We start from the raw sequence: 25891 nt of genomic DNA, 5'->3' as shown, positions 1-25891 counted from the left end.
TGACCGGAACCCTCCTTGTTATTTGCGGAACAGCTTTCGTTCCATCTGGGTTAAGAACTCGTAGCCGTCTGCTGTCACCACGATCGTATCTTCAATCTGAAATCCGCCTGCGCCCAGTTCATAATAAGGAACCTCCACACACAGCACCATCCCCTGTTGCAGAATGCGGTGATCTCCGGGCGACAGAGTTACATCATCGTACAATTCCAGGCCGATGGCATGCCCCACATGCTGGCGCCGGTAATGCGGAATGCCTTCCTTCTGAACTCTGGCTACAGCTGCCTGGAAGACGTCAGATGCTTTTACGCCGGGGCGGATCATTTCAAGCGCCTGCTCCCAGCCGCTGCGCACTGCATGAAAGTGCTGTTCCATCCAAGGTGTGGCTTCTCCAAGCACTACAGTCCGGCCTGTATCTCCCCAGTATCCGTCCAACTGAAGACAGAGATCAAAACGGATCTGGTCCCCCGGCTCGATGACGCGGAAATAATTCTCAATCAGCGGCAGAGCGCTGCGCGGACCCGCACCAACTGCCGTCATCGCGGGGGTGCCCCCTGCTTTCATCACGGCAAGCCGGTAATGGTCGGCCAAGTCCTTCTCGTGCACACCCGCGGCGATCAGACCGATTAGTTGCTGCTCAATCGTCTCGTTCAGAACTGCAGACTTCCGCAGACGTTCGATTTCAAACGGTGTTTTGATCTGCCGGATCTGGCGGAACAGCTGGTAGGCTGCAACAGCCTGTCCGCCGGGAAGTCCAGCGGCAAATTTAGCAAGCAGATCTGGAGCAATTCTCATTTCATCCACCCCTACTGCTTGTCCCTTGAGCCCAAGAGCTTCAAGAGCCGCTTCCAACGCTTCAATCGGCCCCGCATAGGTTGTCGTATTTTGCAGCAAAGTGTAAAAAAGATCAATATCCGGAGTAGATGGCTTGCCTTCGATAGACCCCTCCACAAAAAAATCGCTGTACACATATAAATCTGCTCCGGTAATCCCCAGCTGCGCAATTACACCCAGCCGGTTGGTAGGAATAATGACACAGGGACGGGTTTCCGGTTCACGCGGCAGTACAGCATAAATTTGCATCGTCCAGTTGCTGGCCCGCAGCTGCGAGCCAAGAATATAGTTGATGTTTTCCGGTGTGGTCGCCACAAGAGCGGCCAGACCTCTGGTTGCCATAAGTTCAGCGGCACGCGGCCGGTTGACTCCGGAAACAGGATTCGAGATTTGCTTGTCCATCAGGTTCAAGACCTCCTTTTCTTCGTTCGGCTGCCGAGCAGTTTTTCCAGACCCGGTGCGGAGCGGATGAGCAGTTTGATTGCAAAAAACAGAACAAGTGCAAAAGCGATAAGCACCATGGACACGACAGCGACCGTAGGATCCTGCCATTTTTCCATGTACAAGAAGAGCTGTATAGGCAAGGTATAACTTCCCTGACGTAAGATAAGCAGTGCCGTCTCGACCTGATCAAAGGTGAAGACAAAGGCAATCGAACCGGCTAAAACAAGCGAAAGCCGCAGCTGCGGCAATGTGATCGTAAAGAAAATGCGAAAAGGTCCGGCCCCCAAATCGGCGGCAGCTTCGCGGTGTGCCGGATTGAGATTGGCGAGAGCGCTGCCAACAATGGACAGGACAAACGGCAGGACGATGACCGCCTCCCCCAGGATCAGGGCAAATAATCCGCCAGCGATGTGCATCTTTGAGAACAGGATCAGATACGCCACACCTAATGTAATCTTGGGCATTACCATTGGCGACATGAAAAAGGCGCGTAAAAGTCCCCTGCCCGGAAAAGGATAATGGACTATCGCCAGCGCAGCCATTGTGCCAGTAACCAGAGCCAGCAGAACTGCACCCGCTGAAGACAGCATACTGTTCCGGAAGGCTTCCAGAAACTGCTTCTGATCACCCAGACGGCTGTACCATTCCAGCGTCAGCCCCTCGGGCGGAAACTTGCTGGAGGCTCCGCTGCTCACTGAGGTTACCAGGATCATCAACAACGGCAGCAGCAGATACAATCCGACGGCCCCTGCACATACGTAGAGAATCCATTTGTAATCCCGTGGTTTTTTAGTCATGGGTCTGCCCTCCCGTCCGGGTACGCCGGAACATCAGCCGGTCAGCTAACTTGTTCACAATCAATGATACAAAGATCGATGAAGCAAACAAAAAGAGGCTCGCCACAGCCGCCATCGGCCAGTTCGTATCCAATGTCCGCTGATAGATCAGTACCGGAAGCGTCATGACGCGCCCGCCTCCGATCAATTGAGGCGTTGTAAATGCGGTCAGGCAGAGTGTAAAGACAATCTGCACCCCGCTCGCAATGCCCCTCGCGGACAAGGGCAGTGTAATGGTTAGAAACGTGCGCCATTGACCTGCGCCCAGATCATGGGCTGCCGCTTTCAGTGAATCATCGGTTTGGGTAAGCACATTCAAGATCGGGAACACCATAAACGGCAGAAAGATATGTACAAGCGCAACGGTAACCCCGGTCTCGTTATACATCATCTCAAATCCGCTATCCGTCAGTCCCATCTTTATGAACAGCCAGTTCATAAAACCCTGCTTAGACAATAGCAGCTGCCATCCATATGATCTGACAACAGCACTGACGAGAAGCGGAAGAAATGTTAGCAGCAAGAAGAACTGTTGTAAGCCTTTCCGTTTCAGGCCGGCAATACAGTAGGCTAGCGGATAGGCAAGCAGCAGACTCCAAAAAGTTACCTTGGCGGCGACTCGAAAGGTGGTACCTATCAAGGTCCAATAATAAGGGTCACCCAGGAAAGAACGGTAGGAATCGAGATTCCAGTCCCGGATCAGCCTCCCGTTCTCGTAGAGATCAAAACTATACCGGCCGAAGATCAGCAGTCCACCTAGATACACGATGCCCATCAAGGCAAGCGCAGGCAACAGCAGCAGCAGCTGAGCCGCCCAGGTTCGGTTCCCCGGAGAGAACAGACCCGCGAGCTTGCCGGCAGCCTTCATCATAAGGAACCCACTCTTAGTGGAGGGCCATCAACGGGCAGGAGAAGACCGTCTTCGGGATTGAATCCGATTTGCAGCGAGTCGCCCGGAGCATACCGGGCATCCCCCCGCTGATACAGTGTGCTGGCATGCAGCTGGATATGGCCACCCATATCCAGCGTGTAGCGGATGCTTGCACCGCCATATGCACATTCGGTCACTCTTCCTTCCAGCCGGTTGTCGCAGTCACTTGCCGCTTCTCCGATCCGGAGATACTCGTAACGGACGGAGAGTGAACCCGTACTCCCCGCAGGGAGCGGGGGCAGCCCTTCCTGCGGGCGTACGGCAAGCTTCAAGCCGCCGGCTTGAACCCAGACCCGGCCTTCTTCCGCACCAAGTACCTTCACCCGAAGCAGGTTGGTGTCGCCGATAAACTTGGCAACAAAGCTGTCCACCGGCCGTTCGTAGATTTCATCGGGCGTCGCATATTGGAGCAGCTTGCCGCCCCGCATGACACCGATGCGGTCAGACATGTTCATCGCTTCATGCTGATCATGGGTAACGAAGATAAACGTGCCCCCGAATTCACGTTGTATCCTTTTCAGTTCACGCTGCATATCCAGCCGCAGCTGCAAATCCAGTGCAGACAACGGTTCGTCCAGCAGCAGCACTTCCGGCTTGTTGATTAAGGCACGGGCGATGGCAACGCGCTGCGCCTGTCCGCCGGATAGCTGGGAGACGGCGCGCTGGCTGTAGTTGCCGAGCTGCACCAGTTCCAGCATCTCCTGTACCCTCTGTTTAATTTCGTGCTTCGGGGTATTTTTGACTTTCAAACCGTAAGCGATGTTATTGTAGACATCCATATGCGGGAACAGCGCCAGTTGCTGAAAAATCATATTTGTATTTCGTCCATAAGCCGGAATCCCCGAGACATCTTGTCCTGACAGCAGCACAGTCCCCTCATCAGGCTGCTCCAGGCCGCCGAGAAGCCGGAGCAGCGTGGTTTTCCCACAGCCGCTGGGCCCGAGCAGAGAGACGAATTCTCCCCGTTTCACCTGTAGCGACACCTGATTAACGGCCGTATTTCCCGCATAACGCTTGCTCACATCACGCGTCTCGATTGCAATCGGCCCCACTCCGTCACTCATTGTCCCAACTCCCATCTCTCCGGTTGCTGCCAGCAGCCGGTTTATAATTTTGTTTTGACCAGACGGTCCCACAGTTCCTTCCAGGCGGAGCTGTTCTTGGCCAGCGTATCCCAGTCAGGATTCATTCCCTTACTCTGCTCCTCAACGGAGAAGGATGGATCATCCTTGTATTTATCCGGGATGACTGCTGCCGTGCTCGTCACTGGAGTGCCTGTCGCCTCGGCGTAACGGGACAGCGCATCTGCGCTAAGCAGCTCGTTAATGATCTCGTTGGCCACTTTTGCCTGCTCCGGCGTAGAACCTTTGACAACCTGCAGCGAATAAGGGAAGGAAATCGCACCTTCCTTAGGATAAGCTACGGCCAGCGGCGAGCCGCCGTCGATCCAAGTTTGTGCTACTTGTGAGCTGAACGGAGCAATCAGGGCATCGCCCGAATCGAGCAGACCCTTAAGCTGGTCGTTCGAGGTAACCAGTGTGCCGATCTGCTCGCTGTTATCCGCCCAGAACTGGAAGGCCGGCTCTGGATTCTCGTAGGATGCGCCGAGTTCTTCCCCTTTTACAGCCAGAAGCGGGGACAGATAAGAATAGAACATGTAATCCCACAATGCAGTTTTCCCTTTGAACTCTTCGTTTCCCCACAGGTCGTTCCAGCTTGTCGGCGGTGTTTTTACCAGATCTTTGTTGTAGACCAGCGCAAAGCTCGACACGCCCCAGACGATGCCCTTGTTATCAGCGGTGTGGAATGCTTCGGGAATGTCCTTCATATGGGTGACTATGGCCGGGTCAAGCGGCTCCCACATATCGTCATTGACGCCTTTGGCTGAAGCATCTGCGTTGAAATAACCGAAGTTTACAATCGGATTGTTCGGGTCAGCCTGCTTGCCTGCCAGCATTTTAGGATACATTACAGCATTGGAGGATTCTTCGAAGGTCACCTCAACATTCGGATGGTTCTTCACATACTCTGCTACGACTTCTTTAGGAACCACATCCTGATTGGAGCCGGCCCAGATAAACATGGTCAGCTTGACCTTTTCACCACTGCCGGCTGCTGTCGAATCTTCCGATTTCCCGGCAGGATTGTTATCAGCAATATTGTTTCCGGTAGCGTTATTCGCGTTGTTTCCCCCTCCACAAGCTGATAGTGCCACAATCATGGCAAGCGACATTGCCGGTAAGATATAAGAGCGTTTAAGTTTTTGAGTACTCATTCGGTTCTCTCCTTCAGGTTATTTAATATAATTCCTAATTTTGTCGCCTTCCGGTCATAGCCGCTGTTGTCATCAGCGCAGCCCTATTCCCCTGCGCAATTCTTCCATGATCTCTGGTACTGCTGAAGCCGAAACTGGATGGCCCGCAGCAACTCTGGACTCAGCTTCTGCCATCGTCTGTCTCTTCAAATAATCCCGAAGTGCCAGCGGATAGCTGCTCAGAGCAGCGTTCACGGCGAGCTGCATTTTATCCGTCCACACCGTTTCAAACGCAGTCCGGGCTTCCCCGAAGCTGAAAGCTTCCCGATTCTTACTGCGGCCATTACGCAGCAGCTTAGTGGATGCTTCATCAATGGTTTTGCCATTTGAATTTAGCACTACACCGTATTGCTCCCGCGCCTGATCTTCCGACAAAAGTCCTTTCTGCATATCATTCAGTACGAATGCAGGTTCCCGTTCATAAGGATCTCCATATCCGCCGCCGCCCTGGGACAGAAAAGTCACGGTATCTCCCGGTTGTAGTAAAAGCTCATCAATCCGGCCAAGGTTGCGTTCATCTGGCCGGCCTTCATTAAATATCGCTTCTCCATGCTTACCTACACCACCTCCCAAGCGGCCCCAGGGCTGGAATTCCATCCGTTCCATATTTCTTGCGGTCATCACGGTATCCGGACTGAGAATCCTGACGCGCAGGTCGATGCCGCTGCCGCCCCTGAATTTGCCGGCTCCGGCTGAATCCGCCCTTAAACCGTAACGTTCAATCAGTACAGGCATCTCCGCCTCAACCGTTTCAGCCGGGATATTCCGCAAATGGCCTACGGCGAAATCCATCCCGTCAATCCCATCCTTCATCGGTCTTGCCCCTGATCCGCCACAGATCGGCTGAATTACACCGACTTTGCTCTTGCCGTCGGAAGCATCGGTCATTGCCATCATCACAATGCAGGCTTGACCTGCTCCTGCAGCCGGCACCTTGCTGCTCTGCGCCTGGCTCAGCGCCCCTGTAATGACATCCATCACCCGGATAAAGGTCGCCGCTCGCGCACCTACTGCCGCCATCGGTTCCGGATTGAGCACCGATGCCGGAGGCGCGTAGTTGCGCACCATCCGCACCATCCCGGAATTCCATGGAATCGCCGGATCCAGTGTCCGGAAGTAGCGGATCAACGCCGGCACAAGCATATAGTGCCCTTGCTGGTTATGGGTCGGAATATTAAACGAAGCTCTAACCTGCGGGTCGGTTCCGCTAAAGTCCAGATAGATATCCGTGCCGGTAATTGTCATGCGGCAGCGCAGCCGGATCGGATAGCCGCCGGGACCCTTCTCCAGATAGTCCCAGAAGTCATAGGAGCCGTCGGGAATATCCTGAATGATCGCCCGGGCTTTAAGCTCCGCATACTCCAGCAGATTCTCAATGCCTTGCTCCACCTGCTCCGCACCATATCTGCCGATGAGTTCCTTCAGCCGCTGTTCCCCTCTGTTCAGCGCTGCCATAAGCGCATTGAGATCGCCAAGGTTCTGCCCGGGAATCCGGCTGTTGTCCAGCAGCAGCCGGAGCACCTGCTCATTCCTGCGGCCAGCCTCATACAGCTTGACCGGCGCAATCCGGATGCCCTCCATATGTATGTCATAGGCGCTTGGCGATACGCTGCCCGGAACCTTTCCGCCGACATCCGAAGAATGTACGAAGCAAAGTCCAAAAGCAATGATCCTGCCGTCATGGAAATAAGGCTTAATCAGGTGAATATCCGGCAGATGGGTAACCATCCCCCCCGTGGTATAGGGGTCATTACAGATGACTATGTCACCTTCCTGCCACTGGTGTATTGCCTTGATGGCGGTAGCCGCAGGAATTCCGAGGGAGAGGTTGTATCCCGTATTCAGCGGAGAGCCGAACGTCTCGCCTTCCGGCGATAACAGGTAGGTGCCGAAATCACCCGTTTCCTTGACAAAAGCGGTAAAGCCGGTGCGCAGCACAACGTTGGCCATTTCCTCTACTGCTGCCTGAATCCGGTTATTGAAGATTTCGAGGAAGACTTTATCCGTAATCATAGATCTGCCTCCCCGATAATATTTCCGTTAGCATCTCCGTGTATTGTGTAGCCGGGAGGTACAAACACCGTCGTATCATATTCCTCAAGGATAGCCGGACCGGAGATTCTTGTATCAGCGTTCAGATGCTCCCGATTAAGCACCTTAGCCTGGTAATCCAATCCGTCAAAAGTGATTCCCCGGGTCTCCACAGGTTTTCCACTGCCTGCTACCTGCGGAGAAGCTGCCCTAATCTTACTTGGCAGAAGCCCGACGATACTTGCCCGCAGATTGACAAACATGACTTCCGCCTCCGGCTGGCTGATTCCGAACACGGATTCATATTTGCGGTGGAATTTAATCTCCGCTTCTTTAGGATCAGAAATATCAGAATCTGAGAGGATAACCTCCAGATCAAATGCCTGTCCTTCATATCGCATATCCGCGCTGTAAATGACGTATGTACCGCCCAGGGTTACTCCGCCCTTAGCCTCATCCTCAATCCAGCGGCGTCCTTGCTGCTCAAGCGAAAAGAAATGTGTCTGAAGTTCTTCGGCATCCAGTCCACGGCTGCGCTTGTGAAGTGTGAAGACAAAGTCGTTGCGCAAATTGGCAACCGTACAGCCCAGAGCACAAAGCGTGCCAGGAGAAGGTGGAATTAGCACCCGGCGGATGCCAACTTCACGTGCCATCAGAAAAGCATGCATCGGGCCGGCCCCCCCATAGGCAAGCAGAGTGAAGTCACGGGGATCGACTCCTTTTCGCGCCATCAGCGGTGAGAATTGGGCATACATATTCGCAGTGGCCACATCCAGAATGGCCTGCGCCGTCTGCTTGGCAGTTAGCCCGAGCTGGTCACCCAAAATCGTAAGCGCCTGTTCAGCCAGTTCAGGGAACAGCTGCATCTGGCCGCCGAGAAAACGGTCGGCCTGCAGAATGCCTAAATACAAATAGGCATCCGTGGTTGTTGCCTGCTTGCCGCCGCGGTTGTAGCACGCCGGGCCCGGCTTGGCGCCGGCACTGCGTGGCCCTACCTTCAATACCCCGACCGAATCAACCCAGGCAATCGAGCCTCCGCCTGCTCCGATGGCGGTTACATCTACCGCAGGGATGATGACCGGGAAATCTCCCACCTGATTCTCTGTGGAGTAAGCAGGCTCCTTGTCGATTAAGGCGACATCTACGCTTGTCCCGCCCATGTCGAAGGTAACGACCTGGTTAATCCCTGCCTGCTCCGCGATAAAGGTTGCGCCAATCACACCCGAGGCAGGACCGGACAGGAGCGTCCTTACTGGCTCGGACGCAGCGCGGGCAGCGGTCATCATACCACCGTTTGACATGGTGGACAGCAGCGTCGCCGATACGCCGTAGGGTCCGATTCCTTCTTGCAGACGCTTGAAATAAGACCCCATCCGTTCGCCTACATAAGCATTCATCACTGCGGCCAGCGTCCGCTCGAACTCTCGCTGCTGCGGCCAGATTGCACTGCTTCTGCAGATGAACAGCTGCGGATAACGCTCACGGATCAGCTGTTCGGCCAGTTGCTCATGCCCGGCATTGGCATAAGAATGCAGGAAGCTGATGGCCAGCGCCGTAACCCCCTCCTGCATCAATTCATCCACTGCCTGGAGCAGTTGTTGCGGGTCCAGTGGGGTGAGCACTCTGCCGTCTGCGAGCTGACGTTCATCAATTTCTTTTACAAGCTGACGCGGGACAAGCGGCAGCGTTTTATCCCCATAGAGGTTAGTTGTATTCTCAAGCCGCAAGCGGCGTATTTCGAGTACATCCCGGAAACCTCTGGTCACCAGCAGCCCGGTAACTGCACCACTGCGTTCGATCAGCGTATTTACGCCAAGTGTAGTACCATGTACGAAGAGCTCAATTTTGCGTGTGTCCACTCCCTTCGACTGCAGCTGGTCTAATGCCTGGAATATCGCCTGTTCGGGAGCATCGGCTATCGAGGGTATTTTGAGCGCCGCGACAATCTGGCCCTGCCCGTCTGTAACAATGGCATCCGTAAAGGTTCCGCCAATATCTATGCCTAAGCGGTAATGGATCTCCACACTTTCCACTCCTTTATTCAAAGCATTTACAAATTGCGCTGTTCCTGATTTTGGATAGCGTAATAACGTTTGACATCCTCTATCATTTGATTGATATGCATAACCATTGCCGCTTCCGCCTGCTCAGGTGAACCCGCAGCAACGGCATCCAGAATTTTACGGTGATCAACCACAAGCTCGCTGCCCACCGTACGGCGAATATAGGCGGTTTCCAGGAAGTCCTTGCCGGTTTGCCATACCAGCTGAGCCGCATGGAGCAATACCTGATTACGCGCCGTAAGTGCTAGTAAAGTATGAAATTCACGGTCTTCTTCATAGGGAATGATATTTTGCGATAACAGCTTGTTCTGACTTGCAATAGAAGCCTCTAGCAGACTGATTTCTTCCTTTGTAGCCCGCTGTGCAGCCAGTGCGGCAATTTCCCGCTCAAGCGCCCGTCTGGCCACTAACACATCCACCAGTGCGGACTCTCCTGAATTATTCAATAGCTGCAGGAATTGAGAATTCACATTTTTCTGGTGCAGCTCTTTCTCCAAATATTCAATGCGCCTTGTTCCTTTTTCCGTCAGAATACGCCCTTTCCGGCCTTCCAGAACGGTATAGCCCTCGAAATCAAATTCCATCAGCTTGCGTCCGATGGTTGCCTGGCTGAGTTCATATTTCTTCCCCAGCGTATGAACCAGAGTGCTGGCTCCTAGCGGAACTTCAGCATTCCTCAGAGCCTTTAAGAATTCATACTCGAGCTGCAGATGATGCGATTCCAGTGCCACTCTGTTCATCCTTTCATGTTGCTAGATTGACGTCGTTACTCATTGATGATTAATAGAATTATAACTAAATAATGACAAATTTACAACAAAATACTCCCAAATAAAGCATGATTTTGACAATTTATTTTTATGAGCACTAACGGGCAAGAAAAGCCTACTCTGCGAGGTTATTATTCGATATCTATTTTCAATATGCTTGATTGATCTCCCTATCACAATCTCTCCTTCTTCTACTTCTGTATATCTAAAAAAACAGGAAGCCCATAAACGGCTCCCTGTAAAATTGAACTTAAGATCTATATAGATTGAACTGGGCCTGATGCTTATTGAATAAGCTTGTGCAGCTCTGATACGCTTGCTGTGTACTGCGGTTTGAATTCGCTGGATGCCATATAACCGGCTACGCTGGACAGGAATTGTCTTCCTTCCGGCGTTTCGCCTGCTTTACTGGCGTCGAGGGCACAGACCAGCAGATTGCCCGCCCTTACTCGGCACTCAAAAAGGAACCCCAGCTTATGATTACGCTCAAAGTTGTCGATTGTCTGCACAATTGGGCTCCACTCCCGATCGGTTCCGTCCAGGATAATTGATTTTGAGTTCTCTATGATACTCCACCAAGGGTACGTGGAATATTGTTCACACGGGAAATCACGGAACACAGGATGGCTGTTGTCGATCAGCAGCCCCAGGGTACCAACAGGTACCGGGCGGTTCATGCTCTCAGAGATGGAGCGAAACATAGGGTAGCACCAGAAATCCGTACAATAGAAGCCTTCAACAGCGTTATGAAGCGACTCCGGTTTCGGCATGAGCAGCACGTTGTCACCTTGCTCCAGCAGCGCAAGTGCCTCATCGGAAAGCTCTTCGAAAATGCGGATGCCATCCAGCACGGAACTGCTTTTCTCTGGATATACCCACAGGTCGTAGGATTTACGGATATCTGATCCGGCGATTCTCAGAGTAAGTACAGCTTTGGTCATCCTCTGGACGGCAGGAAGATCAATGACCAGCTGGCAGATATCGATGTAATTCAAACCCGCCGGGATGTTAACTTCACTTGAGCCTTCGGCCAGCGTTCTGCCATCTGTGGTCAACTCCCATTGCAGCACAAGGGAGTCTGGTGTTCCGGGCCGGAACCAGCTCAGCTCGACGCTGGCGCTGAAGACTTCTCCGGAGACGTAGTTGTATTTCGGGAATCTTGCCAACAGGACAGCATCGCTGCAGAAGGTGCGCCAATCTTCAGGCGTGATCATTCCCTTGGAATCCATAAAGGCATCGAGGATACCAACCAAGGCTGTACCCTGTCCGCTGAAATCCTGCAGATCCAGCAGCTGGAAGCCAGCAAGTCTCCGGGTGCGGAAAGCGGCCTCAAGCTCTTCTTTGTAACAAGCAGCCGCCAGCTGTCCAGAAGCCGCGAAATATTTGCCCGCGAGATGTCCCAGGCCATTGCTTTCCAGCCGTTCTTGGAAAATTTTGAAATTCCCAGCTTTGAGCGCTCCTGTATATTTGCCGATTTCCTCATAATTCGGATAAGTCGCGTATTGCCCGATCTCATGCGAGATCACAGGAATATGCGGAATCCATTCCCCGGATGTGTCTCCGACCTGCACCGTCTTGGCTTCGGTACCATACTGAATTTGGACAGTGCCTCCAGCTTCTGCTATCTCCCTGCCCTGCAGGGACGGTGGAACGAACTGGTCGTCATAATCCTTCATCGTACCCGGCAGCGCAGTCTGGACATGACCGAGCGGTGCGTCGCACATCGCATAAGAGCCTCTGAACAGACGATCCTTCGAGAAACGCACTCCGCAGAAGAAATCATCATGCTCCAGAATTTCCGGAACCCATTGGTGGTTGTTCGAGCCTTGAGTATACAGGGGTCTATTGTCGAATGCTTTATAGTCTTTGAGAATGGAATCGATCTTGGTTCTGCTGCCCCACAGCTCATTGCCTAGCGACATCATCACGAATGACGGATGATTGCCGAACGCTTTCAGAATTTCATATCCTTCACTGACCAGATAGTCTTGCTCCGCCTGGTTATGACCCTCGTCGGTTGGTTCCGTAATCGTTCCCCAGAACGGCAGCTCCGGCTCCATATAGATCCCGAGCCTATCGGCAGCGGTAAAGGCCGCTTCCGGCGGACAGCAAGTGTGGAAGCGGTAATGGTTGATACCATAGGATTTGGAAATCCCCAGGATTCTAAGCCATTCCTCTACGTCAGTCGGGGCATATCCGGTCAATGGGAAGATCAGCCCGTCATGTTTACCGCGGAGAAAAGTCTTCTCCCCGTTGATCGTGAATTTCTCGCCGTCCGCCTTGAACTCCCTCAAGCCGAAGAACGACTCATACAATTCGCCGGTTCCGACTGCTCCATCCTTCAGGAGGATGTTAAGGTTATAGAGATTGGGTGCGGTTTCACTCCAAGGAAGCGCATCCAAACCTAACGTGTAGTCGATCGTAAAGTTCCCCGGCGAGATTGTGAATTCCTGCTCAGCCACTGAATGGGCTGTCTGGCTATTAAAACTGGAAGCTGATACAGCAATCGTTGTTACAGCCGTTCCTTCCAGTGTTCCTGTGATTCGGACAGAACGTTCGGGCAGATTCGGATCGAGCCGAATTCCGCTCAAATAGGACTTGCCGTAGAACTGAAGCTCGATGCGTCCTGTGATTCCGTTCCAGTTGGTCTGAGTGTCCGGCGAAGTCATATGTCCGCCTTTGGTCGGATAACCGGTATTATCGACCCGGACAGTGAGTGTCTGACTGCCAGGCTGAAGCTTCCCTGTCAAATCATATACATGCGCGGTGTTCAGGCTATCACGGCTGCCAATCTCTTGACCGTTCAGCCAGAGTGTCGTAAGCCTGGTACGCTCCAAATATAGAAAACAAGTCTTTCCTGCGAGTTCTTCTGGAATGACTACTTCCTTCGAATACCAGGCCGACCCTTCGAACAGGTACTCATCTGTCAGAGCGCTGACCAGAACCTCTTCGTTCTTCGGTCCCTTGCGGGCATGTGATGTCGTTCCCGGCAAGGTAATGAAATCAGAAAAAGGCAGCTGCAGTCCCTGCTTCTCCTTATCTAATTGCAATTTCCACTCGCCTTCAAGGCTAATCTTTGTCTGCAACTCTTTCACTCCTAATCATGGTAATCTATGCAACCCTATGTTGTTACTCCTGATCTTTGGTTCCCCATTACTTTCTCCTTGAACATAGCTGTTTCCTGCTTCACCCATCTTACTTCTCAGCTTCTTTAGTCGCTCCGTAAGTATCCAAACTTCTCCTCCTTCACTTCCCCCCTTTTTAATTTTCCAAATTCAATCTATATAGTTCTTTCACGAGACAATAAATGCATATTGTATTACATTTAATGGATGATAGTTTAACGATGCGCTTAATTGAAAGCGCTATCAATTTTATTAATGGAGGTGTTTGTTTTTGTGTATGCCCGAATCATCACTCTAATGAACAATTTGCGGCTCAGGACGAAGCTGTTCTTGTCTTTTGGCTGTGTCGCCTTAATTCCAGTGTTGATTGTTGGGTTATTTCTGACGAGTGAACTACGGAATATGGCGATGGACAATGCTCTGGAGCAAATTACAGCCAATGTGGACCGGGTGAAAAAACGGACCGGCGAAATGCTGGGCGTCCCGCTCGACATTGCTTACCGGCTGTCCAATGACAGCCGGCTGGAGGAAGCTGCCAACCACCGGTACGAGTCGGTCTATGATGTTGTGAAGGCATATTGGGACTATCCTGACTTTCGTGATTTTATCCGTCTGTACAAAGAGATCTCCAGCATCCGCCTGTATATCAATAACCCCACGATTCTTGACAACTGGGAGTTTCTGCAGGCGGATGATACGGTCACACAGGAGCAGTGGTATCAAACCGCTATCGCCAAGAAAGGCCTGGTCTGCTGGAATTATATCCGTGACAACCGCGACGGCCGGTATTATCTCAGTCTGATCCGCAAAGTAGATTTTCTGAAGCAGCGTACCGCTGGAGTTTTAGTTGTAAATGTGAATACGGACGAACTAAATGCCATCCTGAATCAGGAGACTTTTGAAACCATAATAGTAGATGAGAACGACAATATAGTAGCCTCCAACCGTGCAGATACGCTGGGCAAATCACTGGATGATATTAACTTCAGCCCTGTATCTGCCGCGATCGCCGGACAAGGTCCCTATGATATAACGATTGAGGGCAAACCTTTCAAAATGCTGATTGATGATTGGCATCCAGGGGGAAGCCTGAACAGTCTGCGCATCATCTCCATCTTTTCCGTTGAAAGTATCGTGAGCGAACCCAACCGGATTATCTCACTGGCTTCCGCTGTCATTATTTCTGCATTACTGATGGCTATTCTGCTTATCTATTATTTCTCCCGGGTACTCACCGGACGGATGCTGCACTTAAGCAAACATATTTCCAAGGTCGCTTCCGGTAATCTAAGTGCTACGCTGGTAATTGACGGTAAAGATGAAATCGGCCAGCTGGCGAGACAGTTCAATCATATGGTGCGGAATATTAACGACCTCATGAGCGAGGTACAGGAATCCAACCGGCAAAAGAATGCAATCGAGCTGAAGCAGAATGAGATTAAATTCAAAATGATGGCCAGCCAGATCAACCCCCATTTTCTGTTCAATGCTCTGGAATCCATCCGCATGAAAGCTCTAGTCAGGGGCCAGTCTGATATATCCCAGGTCGTGCGGCTGCTCGGGAAAATGATGCGCAAAAACCTGGAGGTCGGCAATGGGATGATCAGCCTGGAAAGCGAGCTGGAGACCGTAAACTGCTACCTGATCATTCAGAAATTCCGCTATGATGATAGGTTAGCCTATGAGCTTCAAGTAGACCCCAAGGCTCACAGTATTCAGATTCCGCCACTGATCATTCAGCCCCTGGTGGAGAATTGTGTGATCCACGGGCTGGAGAACCGGATTGACGGCGGTATGGTCCGGGTGGATATCCGTATAGAAGACAAACAGCTCAAGGTGCAGGTATCCGACAATGGCATAGGTATTTCCAAAGAACGGATGCAAGAACTCCGGCAGATGCTGGAGAACAAGGATGACTATGAAACCAATAATATCGGGATGCGCAATATTCATTTGCGGCTTCAGTTAACCTACGGCCCGGAATGCGGACTTACCCTGTCCAGTCAAACCGGATTCGGAACGCAGATTAGCTTTGCCATCCCCCTGAGGAGCGATTCTTATGTATAGTGTGTTGATTGTGGATGATGAGCTGGCAATCCGTGAAGGACTTACTGCTCTGCTGGACTGGGAGAGCAGTGGATTTCAGATTATAGATACAGCGGCGAACGCCATAGAAGCCAAGTATAAATATGAACTCTATAGTCCTGATCTGATGATTGTAGATATCCGGATGCCCGGCAGAGATGGTCTGGAGCTTATTAAAGAGCTGCGGGAAAACGATCCGGAGATGCACATCATTATCCTCAGCGGTTATGCCGATTTCGACTATGCTAAGCGTGCACTGGCTTTTGGCATTGATAACTATTTACTTAAGCCGGTAGATGAATTGGAATTGCAGTTATATCTGGCAAAACTGTCCGCTGAGCTGGATGCGCGGAGCTCCCATCGCAAGAATCATGCTGCCGTCAAGGTATGGAGCCGTGAAATGCTGGTTCAATCCCTGCTGATGGAGAACAGCCCGCAGATGCTGCCATCAATGGAGGCATCCATCCATGAAGTAGGACTGCTATGGGATTCCTATCAGGTAGTCCTGATCCGGCTGCTGCTCCAGGACAATGCGGACAACGGGCCTTCAACGGCCGTAAAAGCCAGACTTGCAGCAAGCTTTGATGAACAGGCGTGGGGGATTGTCTTCTCGCTGGACTCCTATTTGGGGGTTCTCCTGCAGCCCTCTTATCAGAAGGAGCTTGTACGCAAATTAATGGTACAGAATATACAGCAAGCCGTAACTGCCCATGGGCTTGAATGCATCATCACAGCGGGTGATATGGTGGATACCCTGGAGGAGCTTCCCGTCTCCCGCCAATCCGCACTGGTACGGATGAAGGAGCATTTTTTCTACGACGAGTCAGGTATGATTGGACCGGATTCCCTAAAGCTGAAGAAAGTACTCAAGGTCAGACCGGAGGAAGTGGAATGCAGGCTTGATTCTGTGGTGGAGCGCCTGTATTTCGCCATGGATATCGGCAGCTTCGATGTACTCCCTTCCTTAATCCAGGAAACCGGTGAACTGATGATCGCCGCCAGTTACTCCGAGATGGCTATGAAATCACGCTATGTACGAATGGTCACGCATTTGATCAACAAACTCTCACTCCAATACAGTGAGCTGGCTTTGCAGCACAACCGGATGGATGAGCAAATCCAGCAAATCTATAAACACACCTCCTTGCCCCAGCTGTATCGCTACATCACCACTATGCTGGAGCAGTATGCCGGCGTAATTACCCGAGACGATATGGACGTCTTAATGAAGCGACTGCTAGACCTTATTCACCGCCATTACAATGAGAACTTGAAACTCGAAACGCTGGCGGATGTGTTTACTTACAGCAGCGCTTATCTGGGCAAGCTTTTCAAAAACAGTACAGGCCTTTCCTTCAATAGCTATCTGGACAAGGTCCGCATTGAAAAAGCCAAGGAGCTGCTGGATCAGGGCTGGAAAATCCATCAGGCTGCGAGCGAAGTCGGATTCAGCGATGTGGATTATTTTCGCGAAAAGTTCAAAAAAGTTGAAGGGATCTCTCCTTCCGTCTACCGCAGAGGAAGCTCTGTGTGAGCACGAAGTTTCAGAAATCGCTTACGAAAAGAGCTGATTTCCCCCTGTTTTTTATATAAAATGTTCGGGTGTTTCCCTGATTTACTGTAGCTTAAGATAATGCCATATCGAAGGAGGGACATAAATGAAAGCGATTACCACCACCAAAATGAAGCTGGAGCCGAAGAAGCCTGCCTCACGCTTTTGGGCAACGTTTCTACAGCAGAAATATCTCTATATGATGGCCATCCCGTTTGTGCTCTGGGCATTTGTATTTAACTACCTGCCGTTATGGGGATGGACTATGGCCTTTCAAAAATACAAACCCGGCAAATCCTTTTTCGAGCAGAAATGGGTCGGTCTGCAGTACTTTAGAGAGCTTTTCCAGGATGAGCAATTCTTCAATGCGCTGCGCAATACGCTCGCTATGAGTATCATGGGCCTGCTTGCCGGATTCATCATTCCCATCATATTCGCCATCCTTCTGAATGAGATGCGGCTGCAAATTCTGAAACGCTTCGTACAGACGGTCTCTTATCTTCCCCACTTCGTATCCTGGGTAGTTGCCGCCGGGATTATCAGCAAGATGCTATCTACCGACAACGGTGCGGTGAACGATCTGCTGATGGGCCTTCATCTTATCAGTGAACCTATTCAATTTATGGCCAAAGGCCATTTCTTCTGGGGGATTGTCACGGCTTCTGATGTCTGGAAGGAAACGGGCTGGAACACGATTATCTATCTAGCAGCCATTTCGGGTATAGGCCCGGAGCTGTATGAAGCCGCAAGGGTGGATGGTGCGAGCCGTCTGCAGCAGGTGCGTAACATTACATTGCCCGGCATCCGGACTACGATTGTTATACTGCTCATTATTTCAATCGGGCATTTAATCAGTATAGGTTTCGAGAAGCAGTTCCTGCTAGGAAATAATCTGGTGCGCGACTTCTCGCAGACATTGGATCTATATGCACTGAACTATGGACTGGGCATGGGACGTTTCTCCTTCGGTACTTCTATTAACATCTTTAACTCTGTGGTGAGTGTGATTCTGCTGTTTGTGGCCAATGGAATTTTCAAAAAAATAACGAAGGAAAGCATTATATAGGAGGCCCTTATGCTGAACAAAAAAATGGCCGCTGCGTCTTGGTCGGACCGCATCTTCGATTTGGTAGTCTATGTTGCGATTACTGTGGTGACCATAGCCACTTTGTATCCTTTTTTGAATGTGCTGGCGATTTCCTTCAACGACTCCACAGACAGCATCAAAGGCGGGATTACGGTTTTCCCCCGTGTCTTCACCTTTAAGAACTATGAGACGATCTTTGCCTATTCCGGGCTAATGACCGGACTTAAAATTTCTATCCTGCGCACCGTCATCGGCACGATCCTCGGGCTAGTCAGTGCCTCCATGCTGGCCTTCACCCTGAGCCGGGTAGACTTTCAGGCCCGCAAATTTGTCTCCACATTTCTGGCGCTTACTATGTACGTCTCGGGCGGACTGATCCCCATCTACATCCTGATCAAAAATCTGCATATGATGGGGACCTTCGGTGTCTATGTCCTGCCCAGTCTCGTAAGTGCATTTAATGTCTTCGTCATCCGTTCCTTCATCGATGGCCTCCCTTACGCCCTGCAGGAATCCGCCAAGCTGGACGGGGCTAACGACTTTACGATTTACTGGCGGGTTATTCTCCCGCTAACCAAACCGGCGCTGGCAACCATCGCCCTGTTCCTGGCTGTCGGCCAGTGGAATTCCTGGTTAGATACCTACCTCTATAACGGTTCCAAGGATGAGCTGACCACCCTGCAGTTTGAGTTGATGAAGGTCATCCAGAGCACGACGACCAATGCAGATAATTTCCGCGGCCGCAATATGACCGAGGTTATGGCTCAAATCTCTCCGGAATCGGTCAAAATGGCGATCACGATCGTCGTCACTGTACCTATTCTGGTCGTCTATCCGTTTCTGCAGCGCTATTTCGTCAAAGGCATGACTTTGGGTTCAGTAAAAAGCTAGTCCGTCTCCGGTATCGGCAGGCTTAGCCTGTGTATACAATACATTTTGTGACCAGAAAAAGGGAGGGTTTCTATTTATGACAAGAAAGACAGCGAAACCGTACGTCATTCTGATGGTCTTGACCTTGCTCCTCAGTGTGCTGGCTGGCTGCGGCGGCTCGAACAATACCAAGAATACCGCAGAGAATGCCGGAGGCACTAAGGCTACAAATGGTGGCAGCGCCACCGCAGAGGCTACGGCGAAAGCCGAAGATTTAAGTCCGCTTACCCTCTCCTTCTTCGCGGAGGACCCGAATCCGAACTGGAACAATATGAAAGACGAAGTCAGTAAAGTACTTACAGAGAAAACAGGTGTTACCCTCGATGCGGAATTTGCTGTCGGTGACCCGCAGCAAAAAATCGCATTGATCGCAGCCGGCGGCGAATATCCGGATATTATTTCCGCTAAAGCGGATATCGGCAAGCTTGTCGACGCCGGAGCGGTCATCGATCTGACCGAATTAATTGATAAATATGCGCCCAACATCAAACGTGTGCTCGGCGATAACCTCGCCCGGGCCAAGTATACCAATGAAGACCAGTCCATCTATGCCATTCCGACCTGGGCAGCAGTGGATGAGAAGAAATTCGTGGCCGGGGGCGGGTTCGAACTGCAGCACCGCGTGGTGAAAGAAGCCGGATATCCGGAAATCAGAACGGTTGCTGATTATGAGAATGTGATCAAAGCCTATCTGGAGAAGCATCCCACCGATGAGAACGGCAACAAAAACATTGGGGTTTCCCTGAACGCAGATGACTGGCATATGTATATTTCCGTCACCAACCCTGCGGTTGCCACGACAGGCGGCTCGGATGACGGGGAATATTACGTCGATCAGGAGACACATGAGGCCATCTACCACTTCCGCCGTCCAGAGGAGAAAGAATACTTCCGCTGGCTGAACCATATGAATGACATCGGCCTGCTTGATAAGGAAAGCTTCGTCCAGAAGTATGACCAATACAAAGCTAAAGTAGCCACCGGACGGGTGCTCGGCCTGATTGACCAGGATTGGGACTACAACGACGCCCAGCAGGCACTCAAGACGGCAGGGAAATTCGATCAGACCTACGGCCACTATCCCGTAACGCTTACGAAAGAATATAAGGAAACCAGCTTCTGGCCTACCGGCTTCATGGGTGGTTACGGCATCTCGATCTCCAGCACGAATCCAGATCCGGTCCGTACGATTAAGTTCCTGGATTACCTCGCTTCCGATGAAGGACAAATCCTGAACAACTGGGGGATTGAAGGAAAGCATTATGTAGTGGAGAACGGCAAACGTGTCATTCCTGCAGAAGTTCAGGACCGGATTAACAACGACAATACGGCGTTTACAAAAGAATCCGGGCTCGGCTTCTACTGGAATATGATGGTCCACTACGGTGATGGCGCCAAGGACTCAACCGGCAACTATTACACTAGAAATTTCCCGGAACAGCTTGTACTGGGTTACAGCGATGTCGAAAAAGAAACCTTAGCCGCTTATAAGGCTACCACCTGGAAGGATTTGTTCCCGAAAGAAGAAGAATTCACCGAAAAAGCTTATGGAGCGGCATGGAATATCGCGATTCCGGGCGAGGATGAAGTCTCCATTCTGGGTAACAAAATGAGGGATATTACGTGGAAACGCATTCCCCAGGCCATCCTGGCGAAACCGGCCGAATTCGATAAAATTTGGGATGCCTACATGGCTGAACTGGATAAAGCCGGCGTTGAGAAAATGGAAAAAGGCTACACCAAATTCGTTCAAGACCGTGTAGCCTTATGGAGCAGTAAATAAGGGTATTAAGTGTAGATAACGGCAGGGGGTGTCCCAAGCAGTCATTTATGGCTGTGGGTCACCCCTATTCGATTAAGTTGATTCACATCCAACTATATAAATATTATAATTATAAGTTGTGTGCATCAAATTGTGTTTTACTCTGCAGCTTTGATATAGGTGATGTAATATCCCCATAATGGCAGATGGAAATTCGGTGGCTAAATTTAATGATGAATATATTAAAGAAGCCGAATTTCTCAGTGGCCCTTCTTTATATTTATTGCTTTGATCTGTCCGGTCCAAACACAAGATTGGCAGACAGCTTGGCAAGCTCTATCACACGCATGACTCTCTCGCTATGTTCGAGCCTATCCGTAACCTTTTCCATATCCATTTCATTTATCATACGGTCAAAGGCGATGAATTCATCATACATCCGGTGGGGATGATCTTTACGATCCACCCGGATGGGTTGCTCCTTATTGGGAACATAATCAAAGCAATCTATACTGTTTGTCGAGCCTGTCAGGCGGATATATCCTTTATTGCCTTGAATGTTAGCTGCACTAGGAGCTGCGCTGTCTTTTGAACCTATGCAGACACATTTGAATTTACCATAATCAAGCATCAGAATGCCAGAAGTATCAATCCCACGCTCCATGTTCGCAAAGTACTCCACCTTCTCCGGGCTTCCGAAGAGGCCTATTGCCAAATGAATATTATAAATATTGATATCCATCAACGCTCCCCCGGATAGTTCCGGGTTAAACGCGGGCAGCACCTCTCCTGCTTTGAAGGCATCATAGCGGGATGAATATTGGGAATAATTGCATTCCACGATTTTAAGCTCACCCAGCTTGGGCAGAAATTCCTTCATGCTTAGATAGTTTTTTAAATATTGATTCGTGATGGCTTCTACCAGTATTAATCCACTCTGAAGTGCAATCTCTTTCAACTCCAGAAATTCACCCAAATTGGATGTGAACGGCTTCTCACAGATGACATGCTTGCCTCTCAGTAAAGCTTCTTTCACATAGGAATAATGCAGATGATTAGGCAGCCCGATATAGACCGTATCCACTTCATCACTCCCAAGCATCTCAGCATAATTGTAGAAGATCTGAGAGATTCCATATTGGCCTTGCAGGGTCAGCAATTTTTCCTGATGGTCAGGTTTTGAACAGATGGCCTGTAATGAAATAGTAGGAATATCACGAACAAAACTTAATAACTCCATCACTATATTGCCGGCTCCCACGATTCCTAATTTCATTCTAGCTGCACCCCTCTATCCCATTCTCGATGATCTCCATAACGGCAATCGTTTCTTCATCTTTTATTGTCTTATCTTTGCCCTGCATGATAGCTTGATACATATCGTCATATACCCGGGCATAGTCGCCCTTCTCAGAGACGACCTTTTCTTCATGATATTGGCCTGCATCATCCAGATAAATCAGGGTACCATAATGCTCCGGCAAATCAATGCCAAAATCAGCATGTCCCTTGGGCAAATAAAATAATTTCAGGTGCTCTTCCTGGCGGTCCTGCGTTTGTTTAACGAATACCCCCTTTTTTCCGTATACAACAAAACTTGGCCGCGCCTTCAAGCGGAAGAAGCTCGATTTAACCGATACCTTGAGTGTAGAATAATAGAAATCCAGATCAAAGTAATCATTCATTCTGCCGGTTCCCAGCAGTTGACGAACATCGTAATGTATATATTCCGGTTCCCCAAAGTAGGATAAGACCTGATCAATGGTGTGAACCCCATGTCCGTATAAATAACTGTTATTTTTGGAGTAATACTTAACTGAATTCGGGGTCTCCGGGCGATAATAATCGTAATGCATCTCCACCTCCAGCAAATCACCCAGTTTGCCTGATTCGATAACTTTTTTGGTCGTGAGGAAGTCCGAATCGAAACGTCTATTCTGATAACATTGGAGTACCAGCTTTTTCTCTTTGGCGTATTGGAAGATTGAGACTGCTTCTTCTTTGGTTGGCATAAAAGGTTTTTCGACAAGCACATTCTTCCCGTGGTCAAGCGCCATTTTGGCATAAGCATAATGCGAATCAATATGTGTACAAATCACGATCAACTGAATCTCTTCATCGTTCATTAAAGTTGCAAGTTCATCAGTGTAAAGGACGCCTTGCGCCTTCTCCCACTCTCCTTTATCCGGATTACGGGCGTAGATCGCCTTCACCTTTAAATTTTCCCGGTTTAATGAAAAAGGCAGATGATAACGGTTTGTGCTTTTGCCATTCCCGATATAACCGATCGTAAGCATATGGATTCCCCCTCAGGTCTTTTTCATTTATTATAGAAGAACTCAGTCTAACGTAAAGGATCAGCCGGCAAAACGGTACAATTCACCAGTTCCTTGGTTAGATCCCGGTAGCTTTTTGAACAAAATGTTTATAGGAGTGAATTAGTTGAAGATATTGACCCAATTATCGGAAATGCATAACTTTACACCAAATGAAAAAAGTATCGCTGCCTATATTCTGATGCATAAAGAAAGCATACTGCATTTAAATATTCAGGAGCTTGCAAAGGCTACCTATACGTCGCACTCAGCGGTCAGTCGCTTAACCCATAAACTCGGGCTGTCCGGATTTAAAGAGTTCATCATTAAACTTGCCCGGGAATTCCAGCAATATACCCAGAACATTTCCAGCGTCGACCCTAACTATCCGTTTAGTGATGAGGAATCTCCACTTCAAGTGGCGAAAGAAATTGCTGAATTGATGAAGGAAACGATCGACAAAACCTTTGCCTACGTGGATGATGATTTGCTGTCCCAAACAGCCGGGATGCTGGAGCAAGCCAAAAGGATCTTTATCTATGCCTTGGGCGATTCCCAAATCCGCGCGAAGAGTTTTCAGAATAAAATGATTAAAATCAACAAATACGTAGTGATCGCTACGGAGCTGTACGAATGGGTGTATCATACCGTTAATTTGACGGAAGAGGATTGCGCGATTTTCTTGACTTACCACGGAAAATCACCGATTTATGTAAGAGCCGCTCAGCACTTCAGACGTAAACAGATCCCTTTTATCACTATCACAGCTACCAATCAAAGTGAACTGGCAAAACTCAGTACGCTCTGTATTCAAGTGCCAAATGACGAAGTAAAACATGCCAAGATCGGAACCTTTTCCTCGCAAATAGCATTTGAATACGTCCTGAACGTGATATACTCCTGTATCTATAAAATTTCTTATTCGATAAACAGGGAATCCACAGTCCAATCGTTGAAAAGCACCTACGTTAATGAAATGATGAATGACTTATAGATAACGTTAAACTTGATATATAATGACCATTGCAGCAGCGAAAAGTTAACCAACAAAAGCGAACCAGCAGCACTGTAGCTGCGGGTTCGCTTTTTATTACGCCTTAAAGAGATCGTACACAGGTGTTTAATCCTAGATTTCGTTATCAAACTGCTCAGTAGATCTTCTTAGTGTTTTTTCTCTTTTTCCTATAGTTTCCTCATACCTTGAAATCTTAGAATCCAGGCGTTCCAGCGTTTTTTTCATGACTTCCATTCTTATGGCGAGCTGCTTGCGCTCTTCGATTAATAGATCTTTTCTGGCCTCGGCGGATTCATCACCCTGGTTAAATAAATCGACATATTCAATCAATACTTCTATCGAGAGACCGGCATGTCGCATACAGATGATAAACTCAACCCATTTGCAGTCTTCTTCCGTATAATCTCTGTTGCCGCTTTTGTTGCGATTTACATGAGGAATCAGCCCAATCCGTTCATAATAACGGAGTGTATCCTGAGAAACATCAAATTTCTCTGCTACCTGTTTAATGGCCAACGCCATACTCGCTTCACCTCCCGGTTTGCATCAACTATTATATTGCATGAAACTTCGTCCTTACAAGGTAGACATGTCGATGACAAAACGATAACGCACATCACTGCGGACAACACGTTCGAAGGCTTCGTCTACTTGGTTAGCAGAAATGACCTCGATTTTTGGAGCAATCCCATGCTCTGCAGAGAAATCGAGCATTTCTTGAGTTTCCTGAATTCCGCCAACGAGTGAACCCGCAATGCTGCGGCGGCCCATGATTAGTGAGAATACTTGATACTTGTCAGGCTCGGTTGGTGCACCGACATTTACAAGCGTTCCGTCGATCCGAAGCATAGACAGATAGGCATCGACATTAAGATTTGAAGATACTGTGTTTAAGATGAGGTCAAAATGATTTGCCAGCTCAGTAAATGTTGCGGGATCGCTGGTTGCATAATACTGATCTGCGCCAAGCTCCAGCGACTCACTTTTCTTATTCATAGATTGGCTGAGGACGGTTACTTCAGCACCCATGGCATGTGCGTATTGGACCGCCAGATGACCAAGACCCCCCATACCTACAATAGCAACCCTTTTGCCTGGGCCGGCGTTCCACTTTTTCAAAGGAGAGTAAGTGGTGATGCCTGCGCATAATAGCGGGCTTGCCACATCCAAAGCCAGGCTGTCGGGGATGCGGACAACGAACGCTTCTTTGACCACGATCTTTTGGCTGTATCCGCCATAGGTCACATTACCATCGTAATCATATGAATTGTACGAGTTCACAACGCCTTTCGTACAAAACTGCTCCTCACCACGTAGGCAGTACTCACATTCTCCACAGGAGTCCACAAAGCAGCCGACACCCACTCGATCGCCAATAGCAAATGTAGTGACTTCAGTACCCACAGCTGTTACGACTCCGGCCATTTCATGCCCGGGGACCATCGGGAAAATTCCGCCGCCCCATTCATCAAAAGCATTGTGAATGTCGGAATGGCAAATGCCGCAAAATTGAATATCAATTAAAATGTCATTGGGCCGCAGTTCTCTTCGCTCAATCGTTGTTTTTTCAAAAGGTGCTTTTGCACTTGCTACACTTAGTACATGAGTTCTACACATGTTTTCTTCACTCCTTAGTATCTGGTACATATCTCTAACGGTCAACAATTTGCTATAGCTACATAGAGGAGTTTACCCTCTGGAGTTAACTCTAAGTCAACACCCATTTTCCAAAAGTATAATAACCCTAGGGTTTGGTGAGTATGAAGAGGCTGACGGTGGCTGGGATTTAGCCGAAGGTGT

At 49.7% G+C, this 25891-nt stretch carries 19 protein-coding genes; 6 read left to right on the top strand and 13 right to left on the bottom strand.

Annotation, left to right across the window (positions count from 1 at the left end; translation table 11 throughout):
* Positions 1–18: 18 nt before the first annotated feature.
* The 9 genes from NST99_RS16695 to NST99_RS16655 all read right to left on the bottom strand — a co-directional run bounded on the left by NST99_RS16695 (position 19) and on the right by NST99_RS16655 (position 13315).
* Positions 19–1233 carry a Xaa-Pro peptidase family protein gene (locus NST99_RS16695; protein WP_341093179.1) on the bottom strand — a complete coding sequence of 405 codons (1215 nt, stop codon included), beginning with the start codon at positions 1231–1233 and terminating at the stop codon, positions 19–21.
* A 5-nt stretch (positions 1234–1238) separates the two neighbouring features.
* On the bottom strand, positions 1239–2072 hold the full coding sequence (locus NST99_RS16690; protein WP_341093178.1) for an ABC transporter permease: 834 nt from the start codon (positions 2070–2072) through the stop codon (positions 1239–1241).
* Positions 2065–2982: an ABC transporter permease gene (locus NST99_RS16685; protein WP_341093177.1), complete on the bottom strand. Its 918-nt coding sequence runs from the start codon at positions 2980–2982 to the stop codon at positions 2065–2067. The genes NST99_RS16690 and NST99_RS16685 overlap by 8 nt, the downstream gene beginning before the upstream one ends.
* Positions 2979–4106, bottom strand: coding sequence for an ABC transporter ATP-binding protein (locus NST99_RS16680; protein ID WP_341093176.1), 1128 nt, complete (start codon positions 4104–4106; stop codon positions 2979–2981). The genes NST99_RS16685 and NST99_RS16680 overlap by 4 nt, the downstream gene beginning before the upstream one ends.
* A 41-nt stretch (positions 4107–4147) precedes the next feature.
* Entirely contained in the window at positions 4148–5317 is a 1170-nt protein-coding gene (locus NST99_RS16675) for an ABC transporter substrate-binding protein (RefSeq protein ID WP_341093174.1), read from the bottom strand.
* 72 nt (positions 5318–5389) lie between these two features.
* Positions 5390–7369, bottom strand: coding sequence for a hydantoinase B/oxoprolinase family protein (locus NST99_RS16670; protein WP_341093172.1), 1980 nt, complete (start codon positions 7367–7369; stop codon positions 5390–5392).
* Complete coding sequence (locus tag NST99_RS16665) at positions 7366–9432, bottom strand: hydantoinase/oxoprolinase family protein (protein ID WP_341093171.1); 2067 nt, start codon at positions 9430–9432, stop codon at positions 7366–7368. Before NST99_RS16665 ends, NST99_RS16670 begins: the two co-directional genes overlap by 4 nt.
* A 5-nt stretch (positions 9433–9437) precedes the next feature.
* Positions 9438–10181: an FCD domain-containing protein gene (locus tag NST99_RS16660; protein WP_341093170.1), complete on the bottom strand. Its 744-nt coding sequence runs from the start codon at positions 10179–10181 to the stop codon at positions 9438–9440.
* A gap of 323 nt (positions 10182–10504) precedes the next feature.
* On the bottom strand, positions 10505–13315 hold the full coding sequence (locus NST99_RS16655) for a sugar-binding domain-containing protein (protein ID WP_341093168.1): 2811 nt from the start codon (positions 13313–13315) through the stop codon (positions 10505–10507).
* Between the two features lie 327 nt (positions 13316–13642).
* On the opposite strand from NST99_RS16655, the gene NST99_RS16650 reads away from it, so the two are divergent.
* From NST99_RS16650 to NST99_RS16630, 5 genes are all read left to right on the top strand, one after another.
* Positions 13643–15412, top strand: coding sequence for a sensor histidine kinase (locus tag NST99_RS16650; protein WP_341093167.1), 1770 nt, complete (start codon positions 13643–13645; stop codon positions 15410–15412).
* A complete protein-coding gene (locus NST99_RS16645) occupies positions 15405–16964 on the top strand; it encodes a response regulator transcription factor (protein WP_341093165.1) in 1560 nt (519 codons plus the stop codon). Before NST99_RS16650 ends, NST99_RS16645 begins: the two co-directional genes overlap by 8 nt.
* Before the next feature lie 124 nt (positions 16965–17088).
* Positions 17089–18048, top strand: coding sequence for an ABC transporter permease (locus tag NST99_RS16640; RefSeq protein WP_341093163.1), 960 nt, complete (start codon positions 17089–17091; stop codon positions 18046–18048).
* Positions 18049–18057: 9 nt separating this feature from the next.
* Positions 18058–18960 (top strand): carbohydrate ABC transporter permease, encoded by a 903-nt coding sequence (locus tag NST99_RS16635; protein WP_341093161.1) that lies wholly within the window; start codon positions 18058–18060, stop codon positions 18958–18960.
* 76 nt (positions 18961–19036) lie between these two features.
* Positions 19037–20782: an ABC transporter substrate-binding protein gene (locus NST99_RS16630; RefSeq protein ID WP_341093160.1), complete on the top strand. Its 1746-nt coding sequence runs from the start codon at positions 19037–19039 to the stop codon at positions 20780–20782.
* 259 nt (positions 20783–21041) lie between these two features.
* Here NST99_RS16630 and NST99_RS16625 read toward each other — a convergent pair whose 3' ends face one another.
* Both NST99_RS16625 and NST99_RS16620 read right to left on the bottom strand, forming a co-directional pair.
* Entirely contained in the window at positions 21042–22037 is a 996-nt protein-coding gene (locus NST99_RS16625) for a Gfo/Idh/MocA family protein (protein WP_341093158.1), read from the bottom strand.
* Position 22038: 1 nt separating this feature from the next.
* On the bottom strand, positions 22039–23058 hold the full coding sequence (locus tag NST99_RS16620; RefSeq protein WP_341093156.1) for a Gfo/Idh/MocA family oxidoreductase: 1020 nt from the start codon (positions 23056–23058) through the stop codon (positions 22039–22041).
* Positions 23059–23203: 145 nt separating this feature from the next.
* Between NST99_RS16620 and NST99_RS16615 the strand changes: the two genes are divergently transcribed.
* Positions 23204–24070 (top strand): MurR/RpiR family transcriptional regulator, encoded by an 867-nt coding sequence (locus NST99_RS16615; RefSeq protein ID WP_341093155.1) that lies wholly within the window; start codon positions 23204–23206, stop codon positions 24068–24070.
* Between the two features lie 132 nt (positions 24071–24202).
* On the opposite strand, the gene NST99_RS16610 is transcribed toward NST99_RS16615, so the two are convergent.
* Both NST99_RS16610 and NST99_RS16605 read right to left on the bottom strand, forming a co-directional pair.
* A complete protein-coding gene (locus tag NST99_RS16610) occupies positions 24203–24613 on the bottom strand; it encodes a MerR family transcriptional regulator (RefSeq protein WP_341093153.1) in 411 nt (136 codons plus the stop codon).
* 54 nt (positions 24614–24667) lie between these two features.
* A complete protein-coding gene (locus tag NST99_RS16605; RefSeq protein ID WP_445745034.1) occupies positions 24668–25738 on the bottom strand; it encodes an NAD(P)-dependent alcohol dehydrogenase in 1071 nt (356 codons plus the stop codon).
* Between the last annotated feature and the right edge of the window lie 153 nt (positions 25739–25891).

The sequence above is a fragment of the Paenibacillus sp. FSL L8-0470 genome, from assembly GCF_038008625.1.
In the GTDB taxonomy this organism is placed as follows: domain Bacteria; phylum Bacillota; class Bacilli; order Paenibacillales; family Paenibacillaceae; genus Paenibacillus_AQ.
The sequence above is the reverse complement of the archived record's forward strand: the minus strand, read 5'-3'. Positions and strand labels throughout refer to the sequence as shown.

Excerpts from the sequence above, each read along its gene's own strand:
- NST99_RS16650 (WP_341093167.1), top strand. The coding sequence starts at position 13,643 with ATGAACAATTTGCGGCTCAGGACGAAGCTGTTCTTGTCTTTTGGCTGT.
- NST99_RS16610 (WP_341093153.1), bottom strand. The coding sequence starts at position 24,613 with ATGGCGTTGGCCATTAAACAGGTAGCAGAGAAATTTGATGTTTCTCAG.
- NST99_RS16635 (WP_341093161.1), top strand. The coding sequence starts at position 18,058 with ATGCTGAACAAAAAAATGGCCGCTGCGTCTTGGTCGGACCGCATCTTC.
- NST99_RS16630 (WP_341093160.1), top strand. The coding sequence starts at position 19,037 with ATGACAAGAAAGACAGCGAAACCGTACGTCATTCTGATGGTCTTGACC.
- NST99_RS16620 (WP_341093156.1), bottom strand. The coding sequence starts at position 23,058 with ATGCTTACGATCGGTTATATCGGGAATGGCAAAAGCACAAACCGTTAT.
- NST99_RS16685 (WP_341093177.1), bottom strand. The coding sequence starts at position 2,982 with ATGATGAAGGCTGCCGGCAAGCTCGCGGGTCTGTTCTCTCCGGGGAAC.
- NST99_RS16675 (WP_341093174.1), bottom strand. The coding sequence starts at position 5,317 with ATGAGTACTCAAAAACTTAAACGCTCTTATATCTTACCGGCAATGTCG.
- NST99_RS16690 (WP_341093178.1), bottom strand. The coding sequence starts at position 2,072 with ATGACTAAAAAACCACGGGATTACAAATGGATTCTCTACGTATGTGCA.
- NST99_RS16695 (WP_341093179.1), bottom strand. The coding sequence starts at position 1,233 with ATGGACAAGCAAATCTCGAATCCTGTTTCCGGAGTCAACCGGCCGCGT.
- NST99_RS16625 (WP_341093158.1), bottom strand. The coding sequence starts at position 22,037 with ATGAAATTAGGAATCGTGGGAGCCGGCAATATAGTGATGGAGTTATTA.
- NST99_RS16605 (WP_445745034.1), bottom strand. The coding sequence starts at position 25,738 with ATGTACCAGATACTAAGGAGTGAAGAAAACATGTGTAGAACTCATGTA.
- NST99_RS16640 (WP_341093163.1), top strand. The coding sequence starts at position 17,089 with ATGAAAGCGATTACCACCACCAAAATGAAGCTGGAGCCGAAGAAGCCT.
- NST99_RS16670 (WP_341093172.1), bottom strand. The coding sequence starts at position 7,369 with ATGATTACGGATAAAGTCTTCCTCGAAATCTTCAATAACCGGATTCAG.
- NST99_RS16680 (WP_341093176.1), bottom strand. The coding sequence starts at position 4,106 with ATGAGTGACGGAGTGGGGCCGATTGCAATCGAGACGCGTGATGTGAGC.
- NST99_RS16645 (WP_341093165.1), top strand. The coding sequence starts at position 15,405 with ATGTATAGTGTGTTGATTGTGGATGATGAGCTGGCAATCCGTGAAGGA.